The 25,197-nt window shown below is 67.9% G+C and carries 17 protein-coding genes; 3 read left to right on the forward strand and 14 right to left on the reverse strand.

Features of this window, described 5'->3' with window-relative positions; translation table 11 throughout:
* Position 1 precedes the first annotated feature (1 nt).
* Genes SK571_RS02835 through SK571_RS02845 form a run of 3 tightly spaced genes read right to left on the reverse strand, consistent with a single transcriptional unit; the run spans position 2 to position 10,362 of the window.
* The gene (locus SK571_RS02835; RefSeq protein WP_319982421.1) at positions 2–979 is read right to left on the reverse strand and encodes an aldo/keto reductase; all 978 of its coding nucleotides are present in this window, start codon (positions 977–979) and stop codon (positions 2–4) included.
* 34 nt (positions 980–1,013) lie between these two features.
* Positions 1,014–1,388, reverse strand: a complete 375-nt coding sequence (locus tag SK571_RS02840; RefSeq protein WP_319982422.1) for a hypothetical protein — start codon at positions 1,386–1,388, stop codon at positions 1,014–1,016.
* Between the two features lie 10 nt (positions 1,389–1,398).
* Positions 1,399–10,362, reverse strand: a complete 8,964-nt coding sequence (locus SK571_RS02845) for an RHS repeat-associated core domain-containing protein (protein WP_319982423.1) — start codon at positions 10,360–10,362, stop codon at positions 1,399–1,401.
* A 307-nt stretch (positions 10,363–10,669) separates the two neighbouring features.
* Here SK571_RS02845 and SK571_RS02850 point away from each other — a divergent pair, with 307 nt between their 5' ends.
* The gene (locus tag SK571_RS02850; RefSeq protein WP_319982424.1) at positions 10,670–12,571 is read left to right on the forward strand and encodes a tachylectin-related carbohydrate-binding protein; all 1,902 of its coding nucleotides are present in this window, start codon (positions 10,670–10,672) and stop codon (positions 12,569–12,571) included.
* Positions 12,572–12,612: 41 nt separating this feature from the next.
* On the opposite strand, the gene SK571_RS02855 is transcribed toward SK571_RS02850, so the two are convergent.
* A complete protein-coding gene (locus tag SK571_RS02855; protein ID WP_319982425.1) occupies positions 12,613–13,356 on the reverse strand; it encodes a class I SAM-dependent methyltransferase in 744 nt (247 codons plus the stop codon).
* A 95-nt stretch (positions 13,357–13,451) separates the two neighbouring features.
* Between SK571_RS02855 and SK571_RS02860 the strand changes: the two genes are divergently transcribed.
* Entirely contained in the window at positions 13,452–14,270 is an 819-nt protein-coding gene (locus SK571_RS02860) for a VOC family protein (RefSeq protein ID WP_319982426.1), read from the forward strand.
* Here SK571_RS02860 and SK571_RS02865 read toward each other — a convergent pair.
* The 7 genes from SK571_RS02865 to rpsB all read right to left on the reverse strand — a co-directional run bounded on the left by SK571_RS02865 (position 14,267) and on the right by rpsB (position 19,526).
* Positions 14,267–14,854: a hypothetical protein gene (locus SK571_RS02865; protein WP_319982427.1), complete on the reverse strand. Its 588-nt coding sequence runs from the start codon at positions 14,852–14,854 to the stop codon at positions 14,267–14,269. The two genes, SK571_RS02860 and SK571_RS02865, sit on opposite strands and share 4 nt — an antisense overlap.
* Positions 14,851–15,384: an RNA polymerase sigma factor gene (locus SK571_RS02870; RefSeq protein WP_319982428.1), complete on the reverse strand. Its 534-nt coding sequence runs from the start codon at positions 15,382–15,384 to the stop codon at positions 14,851–14,853. Before SK571_RS02870 ends, SK571_RS02865 begins: the two co-directional genes overlap by 4 nt.
* A 31-nt stretch (positions 15,385–15,415) precedes the next feature.
* On the reverse strand, positions 15,416–16,279 hold the full coding sequence (locus tag SK571_RS02875) for a phosphatidate cytidylyltransferase (protein ID WP_319982429.1): 864 nt from the start codon (positions 16,277–16,279) through the stop codon (positions 15,416–15,418).
* Between the two features lie 66 nt (positions 16,280–16,345).
* Complete coding sequence (gene frr, locus SK571_RS02880) at positions 16,346–16,903, reverse strand: ribosome recycling factor (RefSeq protein ID WP_319982430.1); 558 nt, start codon at positions 16,901–16,903, stop codon at positions 16,346–16,348.
* A gap of 61 nt (positions 16,904–16,964) precedes the next feature.
* Complete coding sequence (gene pyrH, locus SK571_RS02885; protein WP_406601933.1) at positions 16,965–17,675, reverse strand: UMP kinase; 711 nt, start codon at positions 17,673–17,675, stop codon at positions 16,965–16,967.
* A gap of 121 nt (positions 17,676–17,796) precedes the next feature.
* Positions 17,797–18,612: a translation elongation factor Ts gene (tsf, locus tag SK571_RS02890; protein ID WP_319982431.1), complete on the reverse strand. Its 816-nt coding sequence runs from the start codon at positions 18,610–18,612 to the stop codon at positions 17,797–17,799.
* Positions 18,613–18,683: 71 nt separating this feature from the next.
* Positions 18,684–19,526 (reverse strand): 30S ribosomal protein S2, encoded by an 843-nt coding sequence (gene rpsB / locus SK571_RS02895; protein ID WP_319982432.1) that lies wholly within the window; start codon positions 19,524–19,526, stop codon positions 18,684–18,686.
* 370 nt (positions 19,527–19,896) lie between these two features.
* Between rpsB and SK571_RS02900 the strand changes: the two genes are divergently transcribed.
* The gene (locus SK571_RS02900; protein ID WP_319982433.1) at positions 19,897–20,361 is read left to right on the forward strand and encodes a M23 family metallopeptidase; all 465 of its coding nucleotides are present in this window, start codon (positions 19,897–19,899) and stop codon (positions 20,359–20,361) included.
* 1,030 nt (positions 20,362–21,391) lie between these two features.
* Here the strand turns inward: SK571_RS02900 and SK571_RS02905 are convergent.
* From SK571_RS02905 to dprA, 3 genes are all read right to left on the reverse strand, one after another.
* Positions 21,392–22,387: a FliA/WhiG family RNA polymerase sigma factor gene (locus SK571_RS02905; protein ID WP_319982434.1), complete on the reverse strand. Its 996-nt coding sequence runs from the start codon at positions 22,385–22,387 to the stop codon at positions 21,392–21,394.
* Positions 22,362–23,339 carry a tyrosine recombinase XerC gene (locus tag SK571_RS02910; protein ID WP_319982435.1) on the reverse strand — a complete coding sequence of 326 codons (978 nt, stop codon included), beginning with the start codon at positions 23,337–23,339 and terminating at the stop codon, positions 22,362–22,364. The genes SK571_RS02905 and SK571_RS02910 overlap by 26 nt, the downstream gene beginning before the upstream one ends.
* A gap of 394 nt (positions 23,340–23,733) precedes the next feature.
* Complete coding sequence (gene dprA / locus SK571_RS02915) at positions 23,734–24,885, reverse strand: DNA-processing protein DprA (protein WP_319982436.1); 1,152 nt, start codon at positions 24,883–24,885, stop codon at positions 23,734–23,736.
* Positions 24,886–25,197 lie beyond the last annotated feature (312 nt).

Genomic DNA, 25,197 nt, shown 5'->3' on the forward strand with positions numbered 1-25,197 from the left:
CCTACCACCGCTCGTGCACGTGCGGCCGGATCAGCTCGTCGTACACCGCGGCAACGGCCTTGCCGTCCACCGGTTCAAGCTGCGCCGCCTGCGCGTTGGCCCGTGCCTGCTCCACGTTGCGAGCACCGGGAATCACCACCGTGACGCCGGACTGGTCCACGATCCACCGGAGCGCGAACTGCGCCATCGTGGCACCCTCCGGCACCAACGGCCGGAGCCGCTCGACAGCCTCCAGGCCAACCTCGTAAGGCACCCCGGAGAAGGTCTCGCCAACGTCGAAGGCCTCACCGTTGCGGTTGTAGTTGCGGTGATCATCCGCACCGAAGGTCGTCGCCTTGTCGTACTTCCCGGTCAACAACCCGGAAGCGAGCGGCACCCGCGCGATGATCGCGACCCCGGCCTCGGCCGCCTTGGGCAGCACCTCTTCGAGAGGCTTGAGCCGGAACGCGTTCAGGATGATCTGCACGCTGGCCACGTGCGGACGCCGGATCGCCTCCAACGCCTCCTCGACCTTCTCCACGGACACGCCATAAGCGGCAATCCGTTGCTGCTCAACCATCTCATCCAAGGTGTCGTACACCTCGTCACGGCTGTAGACCGCGGTAGGCGGACAGTGCAGCTGCACGAGGTCCAACGTGTCGACACCCAGATTGCGGCGGCTCCGGTCGTTCCACGCGAGGAAGTTCTCCCGCGAGTACCCCTCAGCGACCTGCGCCGGCAGCCGCCGCCCCATCTTCGTGGCGACGAAGATCCCGTCGTCCTTGCGCTCCTTCAAAAACCGCCCGACGAGCGTCTCACTGCGACCGTCGCCGTACACGTCCGCGGTGTCGAAGAAGTCGACACCCGTGTCGGCCGCGGCGTGCAGCAACGCGAGAGCGTCGCTCTCGTCCACCTCGCCCCAGTCGGCGCCGAGCTGCCAGCAACCCAGCCCCACGACGCCGACCTGGCGGTTCAACCTGCCTGCGTTTCGCTTCTCCACGAACCCGAGCCTAATCCGCTGGGCGGACAGGGGCCTACGGCCTCGGGTTCTGCCAGCCGATCCCACGACGCACGTCAACCCGTCCACACACGACGAATCCTGTGCGATCGCCGTCCGAAACCACGAGGTTCATGAACCCGCGTTCATAGCGCCCAGGCGATCGCATGAACTCATCCATCTCCGACGCGTCGGCAGCGACCTCCACCGAAAGCCTGCGGTAAGCGGATGCAAGCTTCATTCCGAGCACATCGGCAAATACGACGTCCACATAGTGATCATAATTCTCACCTGGGCGGCCACGCAGGACGAGCGTACGGTGAGAGTGGCTGTACGACCACACCTGAAAAGGATGTTCTAGGTGCAGCGGTAGCGACTCATTGCCGTCCAGCATCTCCAGAGCACCTTCCATTCTGCCATCGTTACTTGAACGGGTTCGGCCCGTTCTTCCACCGGACGCGCGCCTGCACTTCTGGCGGAGCAGCCTTGATCATAGCCAACTCCCAAGCCGTGAGATCCCACCCGATCGGACTAGACAGATCCGTCACCTCAGCGGCCCACTCAGCGGGATCCCTGATCCCTTCGAGATTGAAATAGATAATTGTTTTACTTTCAGGCTTCAACGCAGCCCTGACAACAGTTTCGAAGTTTGGCCACTGCTTCCAAAACTGAGCGTTGTGCTTTTTGGCGAAGTCCTGCAGGAGAAACTCTTTATCCCATTCATCGAGCTTCGTCAATCCCAACGCGATGGCTTTGGGCTCCGTATCGTCGGAGCCAGAAGCGGTGCCAGGGTGTGCGCCGTTCCACGCCGTCTGGTGGTGCGACGTCGTGCCATCCTCGTTGCGAACGACGTGGAAGATCCCGTCCTCGGTGTAGTAGCGGGCGTCGTCCCAGTCGAAGTCGGACAGCTCGGACGGGTCGTCTTCGATGGCGTTCTGGATCACCGGGTTGTCGGTGCCCAGCACCGCCTCCCGCACCTGCCGCACAACCTCGTTCGCGTCCTGGACGTCGCCCATCTCCACGGCGACCCGCGACGCGGGCGTCAGCGGATTGCTGGAGACGACCCCGCCCTCGATGATCGGCTGCGTCGCTGCGGCCGGTGGCGCGAGCGCGACCTCCTTGGCGCTCTTCTCCGCCTCAGCCCTTGCCGCCACCGACGGGTCCCACACCGGCTGCGGGACGTTGACGCTCCCGTACCCACCGGGCCACCTGATTCCGGCGAGCAGATCCTTCAGGTATCGCCCGAGGTTCACGAGTTGGCCGTACAACCCGCGGAGCAGGTTCGTGAACCAGGACGATGAACCAGACATGGTGGTAGGCGTGTTGATGGTCTTCGACGTCGTCGTCGATGACTGGTTGGAATGCGCTGGGTTCGGCGGGGGGCCACCCAAGAAGCTCAGAACTGTGCCTAGGACGCCAATGATTGGAATGGCCCGGCCAGACGCCTGCATTCCGGTGGTGATGCCGCGTCTCGTCGCGTAAGCCTCGTGCTCTTTTTGCTTCCACTTGACGTAGTCGTCGTACCCCGGCGCGATGATCGTGTCCGTCTGGTGGCCGTCCGGGTCGACGAAGGTCGCGGGAGCGCCCCGGCCGTAGGCGTAGCGGTTGGCGAGGCCCGACGGGCTCGCCGGCAACGAGATGCTGTCCCGTGCAGTGAACCCACCGGTCGACGGCGAGTACCACCGCGCACCCATGTCGACTTCACCGGAGTCCGGATCCGTCCAGTCGCCCTGGTAACCGAGCCCGGTCCGCGCCCCCGACACCACCTTGCCGAACGGGTCGTAGGTCGTGGTGGCACCGGTGTTCTGGCCCGAAGTCGAGAACTCCGCGAGCACGTCGCCGCGCATGTCGGTCATGGCAAGACCGCGGTCGGTGGCGAGCAGCCCTCCGTCAGGACCCCGGCTGAACTTCGCGGTTCCGTCCGACGCCAGGCCAAGACTCGCGCCGACGTACGAGAACTTCTTCGCGCCACGGGTGACCATGCGGTCCAACGCGTCATAGCCGAACGTGGTCGCGCCACGCTTCACCGAGCGACCGAACGCGTCGAACTCGTAGGTGTCGGAACCGGAGCTCCGCAGAGTTCCCCGTGCGGACCAGGTGTACGACTTGTCGCCGTCCGACATCAGGCGGTTGCGGGCGTCGTAGGTGGACGTCTTTCCGTCGGCCTTCACGCGGTTGCCCGCGTCGTCCCACTCGTACGACGTCGTCTTGCCGCCGTACGACCAGGAGGTCATCCGGCCCGCGTAGTCGTAGCCGTAGGTGTGTTCACCTGAACCGGCGAGGCCCGAGGTCTTCTTGGACTTGACCAGGTCGTTGAGCTCGTAGCCGTACTCGATGGACGACAACGTGGTGGTGCCGTCGCGCAGAACGTCGGAGATCTGCCTGCCGTAGACGTCGTAGTCGTACGACCGCACCTTGCCGGCGAACGTGACCGACTTGACCTGACCGGCCTCGTTGTAGCCGAACGCCTGCGCGGCGCCCGTCAGTCCGTCCTGGACGGTGGAGAGCCTGCCCTGGTGGTACGTGTAACGAGCGGTGCCCGAAGCGTCGACCTGCTGCGTCAGGCGACCCGAGTCGTCATAGGTGAACTGCGAGTCGCCGGACGGGCCGGTGGCCGAGAGAAGCGCACCGCGGTCGTTGTACTCAAGGGTGTTGGTGCCTCCTGGAGCGTTGAAGCTCGTCAGGCGACCCGCGGCGTCGTAGCCGAGGGAGCGCGACGCCGTCGAGGCCTCCGCACCCTCACCCGTTTCCCCGGTGAGGCGGTTGAGGTAGTCGTACGTCATCGTGCGGGTGACCCCACCCGGCTCGACCACGCGCTCCAGGTTGCCGGCGAGGTCGTACGACCTCGTCCAGGTGCGGTCGGCCGCGTTCGGGTGCGCCTCGGTCGCGGGCTCGACCACCGACTCGGGCAAGCCGAGGCTGTTCGTCCGGTAGGTCGTCGCGTTGCCGCGGCCGTCGGTGAAACGGCTGCGGTTGCCCGCGGCGTCGTAGCCGAACGACGTGGTGATCGACTTGCCGTCCGCCACCGGCTCGACCTGGCTCACCATGCGCCCGAGCGCGTCGTAGGCGAAGGTGGTCGCCCGGTTCAGCGGGTCGGTCGTCTTCACGACGTTGCTCGCGCGGTCGTAGAAGTTGCGCGACATCCGCAACAGCGACTCGTTCGCGTCGAGGTCGTAGCGGGTCGACGGGCGACCGGCCGTGTCGTAGCTCTGGAACGACGTGCGGTTCAAGCCGTCGGACACGCGGGACTGGCGGCCCGCGCTGTCGTAGCCGTACTTCGTCACGACACCGGCGGGGTCCTTCGCAGAGATCCGCTGCCCCAGGGCGTCGTACGTGAACGTGGTGACCTCGTTGGACGGTGAGGTCACCGTCTTGAGGTTGCTCGCGTCGTCGTAGACCGACTTCGTGACCAGTGCGGCGACAGCGGGCCGCCGTTCCAGGCGCGTGGCGGTGACCTGACGGCCGAGGTCGTCGTAGGTCGCTTCCACCCGCGCACCGGTCGGGTCGGTGATCGACAGGCGTTCGCCGGCACGGGTGTAGCTGTAGAGCCAGGACCCGTTGGTGCGTCCCGGAACGGTGGCGTCCGCCTGGTACGCGGCGACCACTCGCCGCAGCTGGTCGTAGCTGTACTCGGTGACGGCCCCGCGCGGATCGGTCACCTTGCGCACGTCGCCCAGCGGCGTGTACTCGGTCAGCGTGACCGAGCGCGCGCTGGTGCTCGCCCCGGGCTTGGTGTACTCGGCGGACTCGGTGCGCACCACGCGGCCGAGCTTGTCGAACGCCTGCTTGCTGATGTTCCCGTTGGCGTCCTTGAACTCGACGGCGCCACCGAACGCATCGAGTCCGGTGTGGACGGACGGCCGCGAGGTGACGACCGTGCCATTGGCCTCCACCTGGACGGGCGGCGCCGTGACGGAGACGGGATTACCGCCCTCGTCGTAGCCGTAGTCGGTGGTGAACGCCGCCCTGTCGGCACCGTCGGCCGTGCCTCGCGGGTCGGTGACCGAGCGCAGCAGGCCCCGGTCGTCCACGACGCTCGACGTGGTCAAGCGCTCGGTGCCGTTGAACGCGGTCTCACTGGTGCGGCGGCCCGCGGCGTCGTAGCCGAACTCGGCGACCGTGGTGCGCTGGACGTCCTGGCGCACGCTGTTGGACGGCTTGCCCGTGACGGCGACCTTGGTGACGTTGCCGCCGGCGTCGTAGTCGTAGGTGGTGAGACGGCCGATGCCCGCCGGGTCCGCCTTGGAGCTCTTGACCCGGTTGAGGGCGTCGTAGGTGTTCTCCACGACCAGCCCGCCGGCACTCGCCTCACGGACGACGTTGCCTGCCCCGTCGTAGGTGTACTCCTTCAGCACCAGATCACGGGGCGCGACGACCGGGTCGAACGGGTCGCGGATCTTGGAAGCGACTACGCGGCGGACCGAGTCGTCCCGGTAGTACTCGTAACGCTTGGCGCGTCCCATCGCGTCGGTCTCACGCGTGAGCCTGCCTGCGAGGTCGTAGGCGAAGGACTGCACGACCAACGTCTCGCGCACGGTCGTGTCGCCTTGACCTTCACCGTCACCACCAGGGCCACCGGGCCCGACCGGGTCGCCGTGCCACGCCCGCAGGCGCACCTCGGCGATCTTCTGGCGAGCGGTGTAGGCGAACTCCTGCTTGGTGCCGACCGCGTCGACGGTCCACGCGAGGTTGCCGAAGGTGTCGTAACCGCTGGTGGTGACGTTCCCTTCGGGATCGGTGACCCTTGCCGCCCGGCCGTGGCCGTCGTACTCGGTCACCACGCGGCGGGTCTGGTCGCCTCCGGTGAGGTCGGCGGACTGGGTGGCGGTGGTGTTGCCGTCCGCGTCGTACTCGTACGTGGTCTGCAGCGTGTGCTTGACGCCGGTGGTCTTGTTCGTCGTCGCCGGCCGGGTGACCGTCTTCAGCCGCGAGAGCTCGTCGTAGGTGTACGTCGACGTAAGGCCCTGCGGATGCGCCTGCGAGATCTCCGTCTGGGTGATCTTGCGGCCGAGCGCGTCGTAGGTGAACTTCGTGACCAGGCCGGCCGCGTTCGTCACCTTCTCCAGGTCACCTGAGGCGTAGTACGAGTAGGACGTCTTGGCACCACGGCCGTCGATCGTCGTCTCCACCAGGCCGGCCGGGCCGGCCGGGCCGACCGAGGACGACGTCGTGTACGTATGCCGCACCGTCGAGCCGTCGGGTGCGACCTGTGACTCGATCAGGCCGCGCACGCCGACACCGGTGTAGGTGTTGGTCGTGCGGTATCTGGTGTCGTCCGGACCGGACGACCGGCCGTCCGACGCGGTCAGCAGCTTGCCGTTGCGGGGATCGGTGAGGTCGCTCGGGTTGTTGTAGTAGCTGGAGTACGAGGTCTGGCAGTCGGTGTCCGAGGTTCGGCACGTCTTGCGCGAGATCGGGTTACCGCGCGAGTCGTTGGTCAGCTCGACCTTGTTGCCGTTCTCGTCGACGATCTTGCTCAGGAAGCCGCGCGCGTCGTAGTCGAACGTGCGCACACCCTGGCCCTGGTTGGGACCGCCCTGGTCGCCACCGGGTGGCAACGACGCACCGGGAGTCAGGTCCTCCGGGCGCACCCCTTGGCCGAGCGGGGTGAGCGAGCGCAGGACGCGGCCGCGGGCGGGGTCGTAGTCGGCGTAGTGGAACCGATTGCCCGGATCGCGAACCATGGTGGTGCGCACCAGGTTCTGTTCGGTACCGGTCACCGCCGGCGCCGCCAGCTGCCACAGGCCGCCGTTGCGGTCGACGTACTCGCGCAGGCGGTCGTTCACGACGTCATAGCTCATCGTCGCGGCGACCCGGCCGCTGGGCAGCGTGATCTTGCTCAGCTGGTCGGACGGCGCGGCCGACTCGAAGTGCTGCTTGGCGGCGGTGGTGCCGATGGGGTGCTCGTAGAACGCGACCTCGTCGATGGCGCCGGAGAAGTACCGGACTCCGGCGGGCAGGCCGGGCCAGCCGTCGGAGCTCGCGGCGCCGATCTGGTTCTGGGTCATGGTGAGGTGGTCGATCTCACCGAGGGCCGACGCGACGAACTTGCCGTCCAGGAACAGCGACTGCGTGCCCAGCGAGCCGGACAGCACGACGTGGTGCCAGCTGTTGTCGTTGACCGCGCCGCTCGTGGTGATCGGCTCGGTCTTGCCGTTCCAGAAGTTGCCGCGCAGCTTGCCGTCCGTGCCGACCCACAGCACCGGCAGTTGCGGTGAGGACGGCGCCGTGGCCGAACCGAGCTCGAAGTGCTGCATGCCGAGCAGCGGGCCACCGGCGGTGGTCTTGAACCACATCTCGACGGCGAGGTCGCGGTTCTTCTTGATCAGGCCGGGTGGCAGCTTCACGAACGACGAGCTGCCGTTGAACGTCCGTGCGCCGTCCGGGGATCCCGCGATCGCGCCGGACGTCCAGGAGGTGTCCTTGGCGGTGCCGTCGTCCTTGCCCAGGTTCGTGCGGACCTGGCTCTCGATCCGGGTGCCCTCGGGGTCGCCGAGACGCCAGTAGGAACCGGGAATCGAGTCGATCACCGCACTGCGGTAGTGCGATCCCTGGGCGTAGTCGTACTTGGTGCACCCGTTCGCCGGGTCGCACACCTCGGTCAGCTTGTCGCCCGTGTACTTGTAGGTCCAGGCGAGCGCCTTGCCGTTGACGACGTCCGTCGTCACCGACTGCACGTGTGCACCAGACCACGCGAAGGTCAGCTTGCGGCCGCTGCGCGGGTTCACGACCTGTGACAGCTTGCCGGCCTCGTAACGGACGTCGAGCTGCTGACCGGTCTGATCGGTGATCTTGGTCAGCTTGCCGTCCGCGCCGAACCGGTACGACGTCGACGAGGTGTCGACCATGGTCCAGCCGCCGTTGAACTCGGCGGGTTCCGCGTGCAGGTCCGCCTGCCGGCCGGGTGCGGGCGCGAAGCCTCCACCGGGGTTGCGGCCGAACCGCACCTGCTGGCCGTCGGGCAGCGTGACGACGACGTTGCCGGAACCGTCGTCGTCCGGCACGACCTTCATGTCCCAGCGCGTCGACCACCCGGCGCCGAACAGGAGATCACGGCGCGGATCGAGGCTGTTGTACGTGCGGGCGACGGAGAGCTCCGGGCCGGACCCGGTGATCGACGCGTCGATCGCACTGGAGAAGTAGTTGCCGTTGTTCGGGTCGAACGCCTTGTTCGCGCCGTTGTACGGGGCGTTGGCCAGGTGCGTGGTGATGCTGGGCTGCGGCACCGAGGTCAGCAGTGTGCTCCACGGCAGCGCCTCGCTCTCCTGCCCCTTGTCGTCGATGGCGGTAGCGCGCCACATGTAGACCCTGCCCCAGTACATCTTGTCCCTGGGAACTGTCCACATGCGATCGCCGATGTCGCCGGAGTCGAAACAGCCGACAGGAGTTCCGCCGCCCGAGTCCTCGCAGACCTGGAAGCGGTACTTGAGCGCGCGGTTCGGCGGGGAGTCGATGTCGACGGCGTCGACCCACAGCTGGGGCGTCAGGGTCGCCGCGGAGTAGCCGTTCGGCGGGTACTGGGCCTTGACCAGCGGCGGGATGTTGGGCACGCGGAACGACAACCGCGCCGGCGGGACGTGCTCGTCGGTGAACCAGGGCCCGCCCTTGCGCAACATGGAGAAGTCGAGCAGATAGGTGCCGTGGTCGAGCGCGTCGATCTGGACCTCGATCGTCGCCGAGCCGCCGCGCGGGACGTCGTGCGGGAGGGCGGTCTCGACGGTCCTGACCGGGCTGCCCGCGTCGGTGAACGCGCGGTAGCCGAAGGCGAAGGTCGACGGTGTCCAGGTCTGCGCGCCGCGGTTGGTCGCCGTGAGTTTGACCTTGCCGCCCCGGTTGGCGAGCACAGCGGGCTCGGGAACGCCGCGGTCGATGCGGTACTCGGCGTCGTACGGGGAGTGCGTGATGTAGAGCCGCGGAGGGTTCGCGGTCCCCTTGCTGGTGAACTTCTTCCAGCCGTAGACATCGGACTCGGACGCGCGCACGGTCAGGCCGTGGTTCGCCTGTGCGCCGGTGACCCATCGCTGGATCAGGTCGCGGCCCTTGACGCCGAGGTTGATCTGCTCGACCGCGGTGGGGCAGTTGGACCGCGTCTGCATGGGCGCGATGTAGCCGTGCGCGAAGTTTGCCGAGCTGAGCTCTTCACCGTAGGCGGGGCCGGGAAACCCTCCTGCTCCCCACGGCGCGGTGACGGCGTGCACGGTGACGGGCCGCGGGCTGCAGGACCACGCCCAGTAGTTGGTGAGGGCGAGCGCCGCACCGTGGATCTTGTGGTTGGCGAGGGTGTTCTCGACGCCGCCGAACTCCAGGTAGGCGGCGGAGTTCAGACCACCGCTGTTGCCGACCTTCAGCTCGGTGCTCTCGGTGTTCCAGGTGCCCTGGTAGAAGCGAGCGCGCGTGGGCTCGCGGGTCTCGATGGTCGGGTCGACCAGGACCGGGAACTTGCGCGCCGGGTCGCGCAGCCAGGCGGAGTCGACCTCGACCTTCAGCGCGCCATCGGCGATCTGGTACTTCACGCCGTAGGACAGCGCGGGGTCACCGGTGTTCGGGTCGAAGCTCGAGTCGGTCATGAAGCCGCGGGGGAAGCGGCCGCGCTCGTTGCCGTCGCGGTCGTGCAGCACGACCTGGTCGTCCACGACCTTCGCGGTCAAGCCCTTGAGCCGCAACGGGAACGTCCATGAGTGCGGCGCGTCGGCCGACGCGAGCACCATGACTTCCTTGACGCCGCCGGACTGCGCCTCGAACTTCAGGTCGACGCCGGGCATGACCTGCGGGTAGGTGACCGTGCTGCCGTCGGCGACACCAGCCGATGCCTCCGTGCCGCGCAGACCGAACTCGACCTCGTGCTGGTCGTCGAAGCGCATGCGCACCAACGAGTCCGCTGACGCACGGCTCGCAAGCCGCAGATCGACGCGGTCGGCGGCGTTGCGCCAGCCGTCACCGGTGCTCACGAACGTGGTGTCGATCGGCGCCCAGGTGCCGTCGGGCTTGCGGTAGTTGACGGCGCTCTGGCTGAACTCGGTGGTCAGCGTGCCGTCGGCGTTGCGGTACGTGCGCTCCCGCTCGCCGCGCTGGTCCGGCAACTCCTTGCTGGTCGTGCTGTCGAAGCCGCGCGCGTCGGAGGAGGAAGTGGGTTTGACCTCGACGTCGTTGCGCACGGCGTCGGCGCTCTGGCCCTTGATGGGCGGGTACTTGCTCTGCAGGGAGACAGGCTGGTCCTGGTTCGGGGGACCGTCGCTGACCTCGTGCGGCTGGCCCTCCGCCGAGCCCCACTGCTGCTTCGGGGCCAGCGCCCTGGCCTCGGCGAGCTCGCGCAGGCCGGCCATCTGCGGCATCAATTGAGATGCGTGCGGCCCGAAGAAGCCGATCGCCACCAGAATTGCGGCCAACAGGACTGATGCGCGCCTGCCCGCTCTTGTGCGCGACAGACCAATCCTCTTGCTTTTAGGCACAGCTTCCCCCCAAGAAAGACCTACCGATCCGCACACCAGCCTCCCGTCCGGCGCACGGCGACCAAAGAATGCTTCATCAGCGACCTCTCCGCAAGTACCTGGGAACGAGGTAACGTTCGCCGCACCTCGCGCGATCGAAGCCGAGGCACAACCATCACTTGGGGGGAACACCGTGTACCAGAGGCCGAAGAGATCCGGTAGACCCGGCCTGCGCAACAGCGTCGTCTTGACCGTTGCCGCGACTGTGACTTCGCTCATCATGCCTGTTCAGCAGGCTGCAGCGGCTGAACAGATCAGCTGCCGGGAGTCCGTATCGATTTACGCGGCAACCAGCGACGGAACATTGGTGGAATACTTCCACAACACGCCAGAATCCGGCAGCTACGATTGGAAGCCACAGCGCTCAATCGGTCAAGAATGGTCACAGATGACCGTCGTGACCGGCGCTGATGGTCGCGTCTACCAGATTCCGAACAATGGCGAGCTGCGTCGCTTCCGGCACACCGGAACCGAATGGGAACGCCCAGGCGGTGGTTGGTACACGACCATCGACACGGGTTGGGGTCAGTACCGGGACACGGCTCAGCAGAACCGCATCGCCGTCGACTCGAACGGCGACTTCTACACCATCGACAGCACCGGCACGCTGACCTGGTCGCGGTACGACGAGCAGGCGCGCACCTGGACCAAGAGGCCGCTGACGAGCCAGTGGGGCAGGTTCGACCACATCGTCGCCGCCGGTAATGGCGTGTTCTACGTCCGGGACAAATCGCGCAACAACGGCTCGCTCTACCGATTCCAGTACCACGCGGACTCCCAGTCTTGGCTGCAGGCGCTGAAACTCGTGGGCGACGCCGGCTGGAACATGCACCGCAGGATCTTCTCTCCCGGCGGCGACGTGCTGTACGCGATCGAGCCGAATGGCACGTTGTGGTGGTACCGCTGGTCGTATTCCGCCAACACGTTCGCCACACCGACCAGCATCGGCATTGGCTGGTCTTCGGACTGGCAGGTCGGCGCGATGACGGACGCATGCTCGTTGAGTGGTCTTCCGACCCGACAGCGGCCGGAACCGCGCCCGGTTCAGGACCTCGCGCGCAGCGAGTTGATCGAGACCCAGAACGGCTTGATCCAGGGCTACTACGTGGACTCGTACGGCACGCTCAAAGTCGCCACCCAGGCAGCGGGTTCGGCCGTCGACTTCCTCGCTGTCGAGCCGATCGAGACACCCGGCGCGGTCAGCACGACGCCAAGCGCGGTGATGTACAAAGACCGGCCGAACGTGTTCGCGCTCGGCACCAGCACAGACACCTACGAGGGCTCGCGGGGCGAGAACGGCGTCAGCTGGCCTGCGCTGAACCAGTTCGGCGGTTGGACGGTCGGCCCCGCCAAGGCCATCACGTACTCCGACAGCCGCAAGCGCCTCTTCGCCGCCGACGGCCTCGGCCGTCTGCTCACCCGTGGCCAGACGTTCGTCGACGGCCCGATGACGCCCTGGACGCCGATCGGCTTCAACACGCTGACCGGTGAGGTCGTCGCGATGCCTGCGGGCAACGACGTCGAACTGCTGGTGACCGATGCTCAAGGCAACTTGACCAGTCTCCTGTTCCGCAACGGCACCTACGACCGCGTCCGCTCGGTGAGCAACACCGCCGGCCGCATCACCGGTCGCCCCGCTGCCGTCATCAAGGCCGACGGCAAGGTCCAGATCTTCGCCCGACGCGCGGACGGCAAGATCCACACGATCAGCGACACCGGTACCGGCTTCGGCAGCTCGTGGACCGCGGTGGACGGCGTGAACGCCAATGGCGCCCCGGCCGCGGTCATTAGCGGAGGCAAGATCAAGCTTGCAGTCCGCGGTGTGGACGGCTTCATCTACGTCAACGGCCAATCCGTCGTGGATGGTCCGTTCACCGGCTGGACGAAGCTCACCGACTCCCGCACCGGAAACGCGTGGATGTCGGACACCGAGCCGTCGATGGTGGCACTGAGCACCGGCAAGATTGTGGTGATGTACCGCACGGCCGACGAAGTCACCTTCTCGTTCGAGACGGCTTCTGCCGCCGCGGGTACGGCCGCCAGGTCGGCCTCGCCGGACAGCGGGACCGGATTCGTCGGCGGCCCCTCACCAAAGCCAAAGCGCTGAACCAGTAGTAGGGGAGTCTCCAGCGAGACTCCCCTGCTCTCTCAGAGGATCAGGCCTTTCGGCTTGTGCCGGACGTGCAGCCGGTAGCCGACCGGGAAACTCAGTCCGTTCACGGACGCGATCGCCCGTTCGGCCACTTTCGCGGAAAACTCGATGCGCAGCACGGCTTCCAGGTCCTCGCGCTTCTCGAAACGCCACTCCGCGGTGACCCGCCGAAGTGAGAACCCGTTGTCCGCGAAGAACTTCTCGACCAGGGCCGGGTCGTAGCGCGGTTCGTCGGCGCGCAGCCATGGTCCGTACGGATCAGCCGAGCCGTCCAGGTCGACGATCGCGATCGCGCCGCCCGGCCGGAGCACGCGGTCCGCCTCGCGCAGTCCCGGTTCGCAGCCCGGTCCGAAGAAGTACGCCGTTCGGGCGTGCACCAGGTCCGCGGAGGCGTCGTCGAGCGGGAGCCGTTGTGCGGGACCGGAAACCACGCGGGCATTCGGCAGTGAGGCCACGCGGTGCTTGGCGCGCACGACCAAGGGCGGGTGGGGTTCGACGCCCGTGACGGACTTCGCCGCCTGCGCGAACAGCGGCAGGTGGAATCCGTCGCCGCAGCCGATGTCCACGACGTCCCGATCGGCAAACGGACATTCCTCGCTCAACGCCGTCCAAATCGCACCGTGGACGTCCTGCGCGCGGTTCTCGACCTCGTACACGTCGGGCCAGTGCCAGATGTTCGGACTGGGCACGACGTCTGCTGGACGCACCGCGTTCAACGCCGCCCGCACGAATCCCCTCACGCAGACACTGTAGGACCTCCATTTGCCTGTGACCGTACGAATTCGTCCAATCACGGCGTAGCGTGTTGGCATCTCTTTCCCTGCAGGAGGCGGCAGTGTCGATCGCGCCCAACACGCCCCAGCTCGCGCCGTTGCTGTCCGGAAGTCCGTGCTGGGTCGAGAGAACCGTCGACGACCTCAAGGGCGCGATCGAGTTCTACACCGGCCTGTTCGGCTGGCACTACGCCGACGACGCCGGCTACACGGTGGCGATGGTGGACGGCGTCCCCGTCGCCGGGCTGCCGCAGGGTGATCCGGACGAGTGGCGGTTATACCTGGTCACACCCCATGCGCGGGCTACCGCGGAGAAGGCTTTCCACCTCGGCGGATCGGTGCTGCGCAACCCCGAGGACGCCGCCGACCACACGCAGAGCACGGTGATCGCCGACCCGACCGGCGCCGTCGTCGGGTTCCGGCACGTGCCGCCGGACTGGCGGTTCGGCACGGGCGGGCACGGCGCCTACGCGTGGGCCGAGCTGAACACCCGTGACGGTGCGGCGGCCGACGAGTTCTTCGGCGAGCTGTGCCACTACGACATCACGCAGATCGGCGACGGGCACCGGCTGGACTACGCGTCCTGGTCCGTCGAGGGCACCGAGGTGATCGGCCGCCAGAAGATGGGGCGCGAGTTCCCGTACGGGGAGCGCTCGCACTGGATGGTGTACTTCAACGCCGCGCCCGAGATCGGCACCGACTCGGTGGCGTACCGGGTGCTGGAGCTCGGCGGCCGGGTGACCGTCGAGCCCTACGACACCCCGTTCGGACGCATCACCGTGGTCGAGGACCACGCGGGAATGGCCTTCTCCGTGATCGACCAGTCCCGCGTGATCGAGGCCGAGCCGCGCACCGAGGTGGACGACCCGTTCGACGACTAGCTCGGGAACGTGGGGGGCACCAGTCCCGGTGGCGGCGGGGTGTACTGCAGACACGTCGGCACCTGGCCGACGGGATACTGGCCCATGGCGAGGCCGCCCATCAGGCCGTCGCCTCCGCCGATCATGCCGATCGCCAGCACGGCGTTCGGCATGATGGCGTCGGGAACGATCGCGATCGCGCGTTCGCCGTTCCCCGTCTTCACGTCCCTGAACGGGATCTTCGACACCGAACCCTGTTCGACCTGGACCCGAATGTCCGTGCAGCCCTCCGTCACGGGCACGACCACGGCCGGGATGCCGTGCGCGCGCAGCTTCTCGGTGGCCTCCTCGAACCGGCCGAGATCCCGGGCGGTGAGCGGCACCGCGTCGTCGTCCGGGTTGTCGAGCACGGCGGACGTGGATGGGGTGCCGCTGAAGTAGGCGGGCGCCATCAGCGCGCCAGTGCCCAGAACCGCCACTGCGGCTGCCGCTGCCGCGACCAGCCACCAGCCCGACCTGAAGCGTGGCGACTTGGCGTTCTTCACCAGTTCGGCGCCGTGGTCGCGTTCCAACTCGGCCCAGAGGTTGTCCTCGAACTTGCTCATCGTGCCTCCACTTCGTCCTCGACGACCCTGCGGAGGCGTGCCATGGCGCGATACAACCTGGTGCGCATCGCTCCCCTGGGCACGCCGAGCGCATCGGCCGCCTCCTTGGGTGCGAGGCCACAGAGGTGCACGAGTTCGACGGCTTCCCGCTCCAGCGCGGGGAGTTCCGCGAGCCGTTCCAGCAGCGCGCGGCCCGGCCGTTCGGCGTCGATGCGGGCTTCGAGCTCGGCCAGTTCATCGGTGTCGAGCTCACGTCGGCCGCCCGCTTTGCGCACCAGGTCGCGGGTGCGCGCGGAGCGTTCGAGGTGAGCCGCGAACGTGCGGCGGGCGATGCCGTAGAGCCAGCTGGTCGCCGTGCCCTTGCTGGCGTCGAAGGTGGCGAACGACGTCATCGCGCGGACGAACGTGTCCGCGGTCAGGTCCGCGACCAACTGCGGTTCGGTGCATCTGCGCGCGAAGAACCGGGTGATCGCGCCGACGTCGGCGCGGTAGATCCGCTCGAACGCCGCCAGTACCTCGTGGTCTCTCACAACCACTACTTGCGGCGTTGCGCGGAAAACGTCACAGGGGCGGTGGCACGAAGAGGTGCAGCAGCAGCCAGGAGGCGACGGCGGACGGGAGGAGCGAGTCCATCCGGTCCATCAGGCCGCCGTGGCCGGGCAGCAGCGTGCCCATGTCCTTGATGCCGAGGTCGCGCTTGATCAGCGACTCGACCAGGTCGCCCGCCGTGGCCGTGACGACGAGCGCGATGCCGAACAGCGCGCCCTGCCACCACTGGCCGTCGAGCAGCGTCGTCACCGTGATCGCGCCACCGACCGCCCCCGCGGTCAGCGAACCGGCGAAGCCCTCCCAGGACTTCTTCGGGCTGATCGTCGGCGCCATCGGGTGCTTGCCGAGGAAGACACCGGCCGCGTAGCCGCCGACGTCCGACAGCACGACACCGATGATGAACGCGAATGCACGACCCGCGCCGTCCTCGGGAACGACGAGCATGGCCGCGAACGCCGCGAACAACGGGATGTACGCGATGGTGAACACCGAGGCGCTCAGATCGCGCAGGTAGCCGTCGGAACCGCCGCGGAACCGCCAGATCATGCACACCAGCGCGGTGACCACGAACGCGGTCATCATGCCGGAGCGTTCCAGCGGCCACGACAGCCAGATGATCGCCTGGCCGCCGATCAACGCCGGCCACAGGGCGACGTTGATGCCGGCCTTCTTGAACGCGTTCGCGATCTCCCACGTCGACACCGCCGCGGCGGCCGCGACGATGCCGATGAAGGTCTCCTTGACGGTCAGCAGCGACACGATGATCATGGCGCCGAGCCCCGCGCCGACCAGGATCGCCGCCCGCAGGTCACGTCCCGCGCGCGACGGCTTCGACGCGGGCACGTCCGCGGGACCGCCTGCCACCTGTGCTCCCATCACAACCTCCGCCCGGCCAGGGCCATCACGCCTGCCGCGACTCGGCCGGGCGAACCATCAGGGAAATCAGACTTCGAGAAGCTCGGCTTCCTTGTGCTTCACGAGCTCTTCGACCTGCGTCACGTAGCGGTGGGTCAGAGCTTCGAGCTCCTTCTCACCACGGGCGCCGTCGTCCTCGCCGATCTCGCCGTCCTTGACGAGCCGGTCGATCTCTTCCTTCGCCTTGCGACGGACACCGCGGAGGGAGACCTTGGCGTCCTCGCCCTTCTGCTTGGCGACCTTCACCATGTCCCGGCGGCGCTCCTCGGAGAGCTGCGGGATGACGATGCGGATGATCGCACCGTCGTTGCTCGGGTTGACGCCCAGATCGGAGTCCCGGATCGCCTTCTCGATGGCGTTCAGCTGGCCCGCGTCGTACGGCTTCACGACAGCCATCCGCGCCTCGGGGACCGTGATGCTGGCCATCTGGTTCAGCGGCGTCATGGAGCCGTAGTAGTCGATGTGGATGCGGTTGAACATCGAGGGAGTCGCACGACCGGTTCGGACGGAGGAGAGGTTCTCCTTCGCGACCGAAACCGCCTTTTCCATCTTCTCCTCGGCGTCGAGGAGGGTCTCGTCGATCACGACTGCTCCTTGCTCTGCGTGTTCGTGCCCAATTCCCGGTCCTGGAGAGATCCCACCAGGTCTAGAAGGCCGGGCGGCCACCGGGGGTGCTGACCAGAGTTCCGATCTTCTCACCACGCACCGCTCGCGCGATGTTCCCCTCGGTGAGGAGGTTGAAGACGAGGATCGGCATGTTGTTGTCCATGCAGAGGCTGAACGCCGTGGCGTCGGCGACGTTGAGGCCGCGCTCCAGCACCTCGCGATGGGTGATGTTGTCGAACATCAGCGCGTCCGGGTCGATCTTGGGGTCGGCCGTGTAGACGCCGTCGACGGCCTTGGCCATCAGGACGATCTCGCAGCCGATCTCCAGCGCGCGCTGGGCGGCCGTGGTGTCCGTGGAGAAGTACGGCAGGCCGGCGCCACCGCCGAAGATCACGACGCGCTTCTTCTCGAGGTGGCGCATCGCGCGGCGCGGGATGTAGGACTCGGCGACCTGCGTCATCTGGATGGAGGTCTGCACGCGCGTGTCGATGCCGTGCTCGCGCTCGAGGAAGTCCTGCAGCGCCAGGCAGTTCATGACCGTGCCGAGCATGCCCATGTAGTCGGCGCGCGACCGGTCCATGCCGCGCTGCTGGAGCTCGGACCCCCGGAAGAAGTTGCCGCCACCGATCACGACGGCCACCTGCACGCCGGACTTGTGGATGGCCGCGATCTGCCGGGCGACTGTCTGGACCACGTCGGGATCAACACCGACGCCACCACCGCCGAACATCTCGCCACCGAGCTTGAGCATCACCCGGCTGTAGCCGTGGCTACCTTCTTCGCTCACAGGTCCTCTCCTTTGGCCCCGGGAAACTTCTGTAGACACGCCAAGGGCGGGGTCGCTGGTACCCGCAACCCCGCCCTCGTGCGAATCAGCTCTGGCCGACCTCGAACCGAGCGAAACGGGTAACCGTCACGCCGGCCTCGTCCAGAAGAGCCTTGACCGTCTTCTTGCTGTCCGTCACGGAAGCCTGCTCGGTGAGCACGACGTCCTTGAAGAAGCCGTTGACGCGACCCTCGACGATCTTGGGGAGCGCGCCCTCGGGCTTGCCCTCCTCGCGAGCGGTCTCCTCGGCGATGCGACGCTCGTTGGCGACGAGCTCCTCGGGGACCTCGTCACGGGTGACGAACTTCGGGCGCATCGCGGCGATCTGCATCGCCGCACCCTTCGCGACCTCGGCGTTGTCACCGGTGTACTCGACCAGGACGCCCACGGCGGGCGGCAGGTCGGCAGCGCGCTTGTGCAGGTAGACCGAGACGGTGCCGTCGAAGTCGACGGCCTTGGCCAGCTCGAGCTTCTCGCCGATCTTGGCGGAGAACTCCTGGACCAGCGCGTCCACGGTCTTGCCGTCGACCTCGACGGCCTTGAGGGCCTCGACGTCGGCGACCTTGTTCGCCTTGGCGAGCGCGACGATGTCGTCGGCCAGGGCGATGAAGTCGGCGTTCTTGGCCACGAAGTCGGTCTCGCAGCGCAGCTCGACCATCGCGCCGTCCTTGACGGCGACGAGGCCGTTGGACGTGGTGCGCTCGGCGCGCTTGCCGACGTCCTTGGCGCCCTTGATGCGCAGGATCTCGACGGCCTTGTCGAAGTCGCCGTCAGCCTCGTCCAGCGCCTTCTTGCAGTCCATCATGCCGGCGGCGGTCAGCTCGCGGAGCTTCTTGACGTCCGCGGTGGTGTAGTTCGCCATCGTTTTCCTTCTGCGATGTACGCGCTTAGGTCACGAGGTGCCCGCTTGTCGCGGGCACCTCGTGGGGGAAATCAGGACTGGACGGGCTGCTCGGCCGGAGCCTCGGCCGGGGCCTCAGTCGCGACGGCGGCGTTGGTGGTGAGGAGCTCCTGCTCCCACTCCGCCAGCGGCTCGTCGCCTGCGACCTCGGGCTTGTCCTGGCCGTCGGCGGCGTCGCGACGGGCGCCGGAACGCTGCATGAGACCGGCGGCGGCGGCCTCGGCCACGACCTTGGTCAGCAGTGCGGCGGAACGGATCGCGTCGTCGTTACCCGGAATCGGGTAGTCGACCTCGTCCGGGTCGCAGTTGGTGTCGAGGATCGCGACGATCGGGATGTTCAGCTTGCGAGCCTCACCGACCGCGATGTGCTCCTTCTTGGTGTCCACGATCCACACGGCGCTGGGCACCTTGGACATGTCGCGGATACCGCCGAGCGTGCGCTCCAGCTTGTCCTTCTCGCGGTTCATCATCAGGATTTCCTTCTTGGTGAAACCCTGGAAACCGCCGGTCTGCTCCATCGACTCGAGCTCCTTGAGGCGCTGAAGCCTCTTGTGGACCGTCGAGAAGTTGGTGAGCATGCCGCCCAGCCAGCGCTGGTTCACGTAGGGCATGCCGACGCGGAGCGCCTCGTTGGCGATGGCCTCCTGCGCCTGCTTCTTCGTGCCGATGAACAGGATCGACCCGCCGTGCGCGACCGTCTCCTTGACGAACTCGAAAGCCCGGTCGATGTAGGTCAGCGTCTGCTGCAGGTCGATGATGTAGATGCCGTTGCGCTCGGTGAAGATGTAACGCTTCATCTTCGGGTTCCAGCGCCGGGTCTGATGCCCGAAGTGCACGCCGCTGTCAAGCAGCTGCCTCATGGTTACGACGGCCATGGCCGGTTCGCACCTCATCTGTCGGACGCGCGAGGTCTCGCCTTTGCGCGTCGGTTCGGTTGACGCTTCCGGCCGGTAGGCCTTCAGCCCTGGTGCCATTGCCGCCGTTCGCACCCGCGGAGCATCTCTGCACCGTCAGGACCGTCGAACGTCGTGACTCGACCCTGCTGGGATCAGCCGGTCGGATCTGCGTTGGCACGCGAAGTCGTCCCGCGCACAGACGGGACGCGCCCAAAAGTCTACTCCCCATCCCCGACAAACTTCGAATCGCCCCCACCTCGCTCGGCGTAGTTGTCCACAACCGGCGAGTTGTCCACAGTTTCCGCATACCCGCTGGTCCCCGAGGGTCTCTCTGGCCGACCGTTGACCCATGCCCCTCCTCCCCACCGCCCTGCTGCTCACCACCCTCCTGAGCCCGCCGGCCGACCGCTTCTCCTGGCCCCTGCCCCCACCGCACCCGGTGGTGCGCGCCTTCGAGGCCCCCGTCTCACCGTTCGGCCCAGGTCACCGGGGTGCCGACCTCTCCGCGCCGGCCGGCACGCCGGTCCTCGCCGCAGGCGACGCCACCGTCGTCTTCGCAGGCGCGGTGGCCGCCAGGACCCTGGTGTCGCTCCAGCACCGCAACGGCCTGCGCACCACCTACGAACCGGTCGCCCCCGTCGTCACCGCAGGTCGCCTCATCCGCCGAGGAGAGGTCATCGGCCACCTGCAAGCAGGCCACTGCCCGTCCCCGTGCCTGCACTGGGGCGCTCGCCGGGGTGACGCCTACTTGGACCCGCTCCGCCTGGTCAGCTCAGGTCGCGTACGCCTGCTACCGCTGGCGGCTCCCCCCTAGCCGGCTGTTCAGCCCGCGCCGCGCGTCACGCAGCGCGGCGCCTCCAACGGGCGCTCCCCGCCACTTCCCAGGCGGCAGGACAGCGGCGCACCCCGACACCCGCCGCAGCGCCCGTCAGGCGCCGGGAGGCGGCCACCCGCTGACCCAGGCCGCCTCCCGGCCCGCCTGCCTCACGTCAACCCGCTCACGTCAACCCGCTCGCAGCGGCCGCCGCGAGCAGCTACAAAGGTCACTGCACCCTGCGCAGCCAGGCTCTCCGGATCGGTCCCACCACAGCCCGCGCCCCGACCACAACCGCAGCTGGCAACGCCTCGCCAAGCCCGCCTACAGCAGTCCGGGACGACGTCGCGCAAGCCCAGACCGCAGCGCGGCTCATCGTCCCGGCACTGCTCAGGGCACATTCGCCACCGACCGCACCGCCGCACCGAACCGTCAGCGTTGGCGGCCAGGCCATCCGCAAGCACGACTCCACGTGATCGCCACGGCAACCATCCGCCTGACACTGCACACCGACGCGGTCCGCCACCCCGGTCGCCAACACCTCGCCATGCCGTCCGCAGCGGTCACCACGGCACCAACCAGGCATGCCCGAAGTTCGTGGCTACGGAGCGCTCACCGGTCCATGTGGCTACCTGCCGCCCGACTCCCTGCGCTCGTGTCCGCCGACTGCCCGGTTGCCGGTGTGGCCGTTGGCCTACTCGGCGCCTGCGGACCGGCCGCTCGCGAACTGCCGCACCTTGCGATGCAGGCCGTCGCCGACCGCGCGACGGCGACCCCACCGGGTTCGGTGTCGGCGCGGCGCTCGGTGGGCTGGTGCGGCGCTCGCCCGATTCGCGGCTCGGGCGTTCGGCGATGCCCGAGTGGGCACGGGGCGTGCTTGGAGCAGGTCCAAGGCCACCCGTTCGAGTGAATTAGGCCTGGCGGCGGGCAAAAAGGAGGTTTGAAGCGGCTTTTTGAGGCTTGTGAAGCTTCCCGGTACGGGCGTTCGGCAGCCCGGCGCTCGCCAGGCTGCTGGGTGATCGAGGTGCAGTCAGGCCTCGGACTGCTCGTTGAGCTTCGTGCGCAGGCGCAGGACTGCGCGGGTGTGCAGCTGGCAGACCCTGGACTCGGTCACGCCGAGCACCTTGCCGATCTCGGCGAGGGTCAGGTTCTCGAAGTAGTAGAGGGTCACGACCACGCGGTCGCGTTCTGCCAGCTGGGCGATCGCGTCGGCCAGCTGACGACGGCCGTCCTGGTCGACGAGGCTCGCCACCGGGTCTTCCGCGGCGTCGTCGGGCAGCGACTCCGCCAGGGAGGAGCCGCCCTTGTTCGGGGCGATCAGCTCGTCGAGGGCGACGACGCTGGTGAGTTGCAGCTGGCCGTAGAGCTCGCGGAGTTCGGCCAGGCCGATCTTGAGCTCTGCGGCGAGCTCGCGGTCGGTGGGCGTGCGCTGCAGCTTGGCGCCGAGGCGTTCGAGGGCTCGTTCGACGTCGCGGGCCCGGCTGCGGACCGAGCGCGGCACCCAGTCCTGCGAGCGCAGGTCGTCGAGGATCGCACCGCGGATGCGCTGCATGGCGTAGGTCTCGAACTTGAGGCCGCGTTCCGGCTCGAACTTCTCGATCGCGTCGACCAGGCCGAAGATGCCGGACTGGATCAGGTCGGCCACGTCCACGTGGGCGGGCAGGCCTGTGCCGACGCGGCCGGCGACGTACTTGACCAGCGGCGCGTAGTGCAGCACCAGGCGGTCGCGCTGGCTCTGCTCGCGGGACTCGCCGTAGCTGCGCCACAGGGCGACGATGCCGGCTTCGACGTCGTCACCGGAACGCACGTCCGTGCGCGTCACCGCAGTCGGAACGGCCGCAGGCGTGCCGTTGACATGCGTGTCGGCACCGGGCTCAGGGGTCGCCTCGGTGCGTGGCGCGCCGTTCTGACGGTGCCCGTTGCTCGCCTGCTTCGACGCTGGTGCGGGCAGGACGGGTTCAGGGGGCACGGTCGCCGTACGCGATCCTCCCCCTGCGGCGTCAGGAACGGGGGTGGGTTCGGTCATGGATCGCCTTCAGCCGTTCGACAGTGACGTGTGTGTAAAGCTGAGTCGTTGCGAGCGTAGCGTGACCAAGCAGTTCTTGGACGGTGCGCAGGTCCGCTCCTCCTTCCAGCAAATGGGTCGCAGCGGAGTGGCGCAACCCGTGCGGCCCGATGTCCGGTGCATCCGGTACCACGGCGACGACCTCGTGCACCAGGGTTCTGACGGCCCGCTGGTTCAGCCGGCCCCCGCGGGCGCCGAGGAACAACGCCGGCGGCGAATCCGGTGCTACCAGGGCGTTTCGCCCCTCGTCCACCCATCGCCGCACCGCACGCTCGGCAGGCACGCCGAACGGAACGCTGCGCTCGCGACCACCTTTGCCCAGAACTCGAATCACCCTTAGGGAGTAGTCCACGTCGTCGAGATCAAGACCACAGAGTTCGGCCACGCGGATACCTGTGGCGTACAGCAACTCCACCACGGCCTGATCACGCAGCGCAACCGGATCACCTTGGGACGCGCCAGAGGATACGGCCCTCATCGCGTCCTTGGCCTGGTCTTCGCGCAGCACCGACGGCAGCGTCCGGTGCGGCCGCGGAGCAGCGAGCCGAGGCCCCGGATCCGAGGCCATATGCCCTGCTCGATGCGCCCACGCGGTGAACGCGCGCGAAGCAGCGGCGCGCCTAGCAAGCGTCGTGCGACTCGCACCTGCGGCGTGTTGCGCGGCAAGCCACGACCGCAGATTCGTCAGGTCAATGCGCCCGAGATCAGCGTTTTCCGGGATATTCCCCGCGACGTGACCAAGCAGTGCCACCGCATCACCGACGTAAGCGCGCACCGTGTGCGGCGACAGGTCACGCTCCAACATCAGGTGCCGTTCGTACTGCCGCAACACGCCTTCCACGTTCGCCGGCAGTTTTTCGCGCAGGCGAACGAGGTCGACACGACGTGTCCGACCATGCGGCGGCGGGAACATAGGCCAAGACGCTGCGCCAGTCGGGGCGTTTGGTCAAGTATCGCCACACCCCCGCGCCATTTGGGAGCGCTCTCATGATCAGCGTGACGATAACGTTCCAACTCCCTGTAACGAGCAGGCGTGCGGCGGCACTTGCAGATCACCTTTCGGAGTAGCGACAACGGCCCACACCACCCGAGCAGCCGACGAATTCGCTCGCCGCGCAGCACGCAAGATCGCGCCCGAGCGGTCGCCACCGCCCGACACCGCCGCCGCCCTGAACCCGGAGAGGCCCCGAACAGGCCAAACACCGCCTGCGCCAGCCTGGCGACGAGTCACCAAGCCGTCGGCAACTCCCTCCAGCGGAGACAAAGCCGCAGGTCAGCCGCCGCTGACTATCCACAGTGGACGAACGTCACCCCACCTCCAGCTTCTGCCAGCCCTGATCCACGTGCAATGCGAGCCCGGCGAGTTCCAGTTCGGGCAGCAACGCCCGCACCCGGTCCAACGGCACTCCGGACTCGACGGACACGGCCTCGTCGCTGACGCCGCTGCGCTTCCCCAGGGCCTCGTACACCCTCATCGCCTCCCCCTGAGGTGCACCGAGGTCGCTCTCCTTCTCGGCGGGCCGAGTGGCGAGGTCGTCGCCGAACCGCCCCACCGATTCCACGATCTCCGCCACCGAACTCACTGACTCCGCGTGCCCGTCCCGCAACAACTCGTGACAACCGACCGAACTCACCGACGTCACGGGCCCCGGCACCACCATCAACGGCCGCCCCAACGCAAGCGTGATCGCCGCCGTGTTCTTGGCCCCGCTGCGCCGCCCGGCCTCCACGACCACGGTGCCACCACCCAACGCGGCGATGAGCCGGTTGCGCGTGAGGAACCGATGCCGCGCAGGCGTCACACCAGGCGGGTACTCGCTGACGATCAGTCCTTCGCGCGCAACCCTGCCGAGCAATCCCTGATGGCCGCCGGGATAGGCGATGTCCGCACCGCACGCCAGCACCGCGATCGTCACCCCACCGGCCCCGAGCGAACCGCGATGAGCAGCACCGTCGATCCCGTACGCAGCCCCGGAGACAACGGTCATCCCCGCCAACGCCAGCCCGTAGGCGAACTCACCGGCAACGTGCTCGCCGTACCCGCTGGCGGCCCGGGACCCGACCACGGCAACGGCCCTGTCCACCACGTCAGCCAGGAAGTGCGGCCCCCGCACCCACAACGCGAGCGGCTCACCGCCGCACCGCCGGGCAGCCACGTTGGCGAGCGCGAGCAACGGCCACCGAGGCCACTCCTCGTCCTCGGGAATGACCAGCCGCCCACCACGCCGGGCGATGAGATCGAGGTCGGCACGGGCGTGTTCCTCAGCCCGCCGCGCCGACGTCTGGCTGGCCACCGACGGCGACACTTCGCCGGCCCTCACCCGCTCCGCGGCCTCGACGGGCCCGACCTCGGCGACCAGCGTGGCGAGCGCCGCCGGATAGGGCTCCGCAACGCGAGACAGGTAGGCCCTGGCCAGGCGAACGGCATCGGTGGCCGGTGCGGTCTGCGGTGTGGTCACCGGAACCACCACCAGGGCAGCCAGCGCTGCCAGGGCTCAGGGCGCCACGGATTCGGCGGGCTGGCACCTGATGCGCGTCTCCGGACTGTGCATTGCAGCTGCAGCAGCAGGGCCGGCACCACGGCGGCCGCAGTGGTGATGGAGGTCGCGGCGGGAACGAGGCGTGGGGTCATGGTCGGGCTCCTTGTTCGGCGGAGTTCATGAGGTTCGGGAGGGATGAGAAGGGGATCGAGGGTGAGCGGGTCGCCCGCTGGGGAAGGGCGGGCGACCCGCCCGAACCGGACACGAGGCGAGGCTCGGGGCTCGTGTCCG

Source organism: Lentzea kristufekii (assembly GCF_033949925.1).
Lineage (GTDB): Bacteria > Actinomycetota > Actinomycetes > Mycobacteriales > Pseudonocardiaceae > Lentzea > Lentzea kristufekii.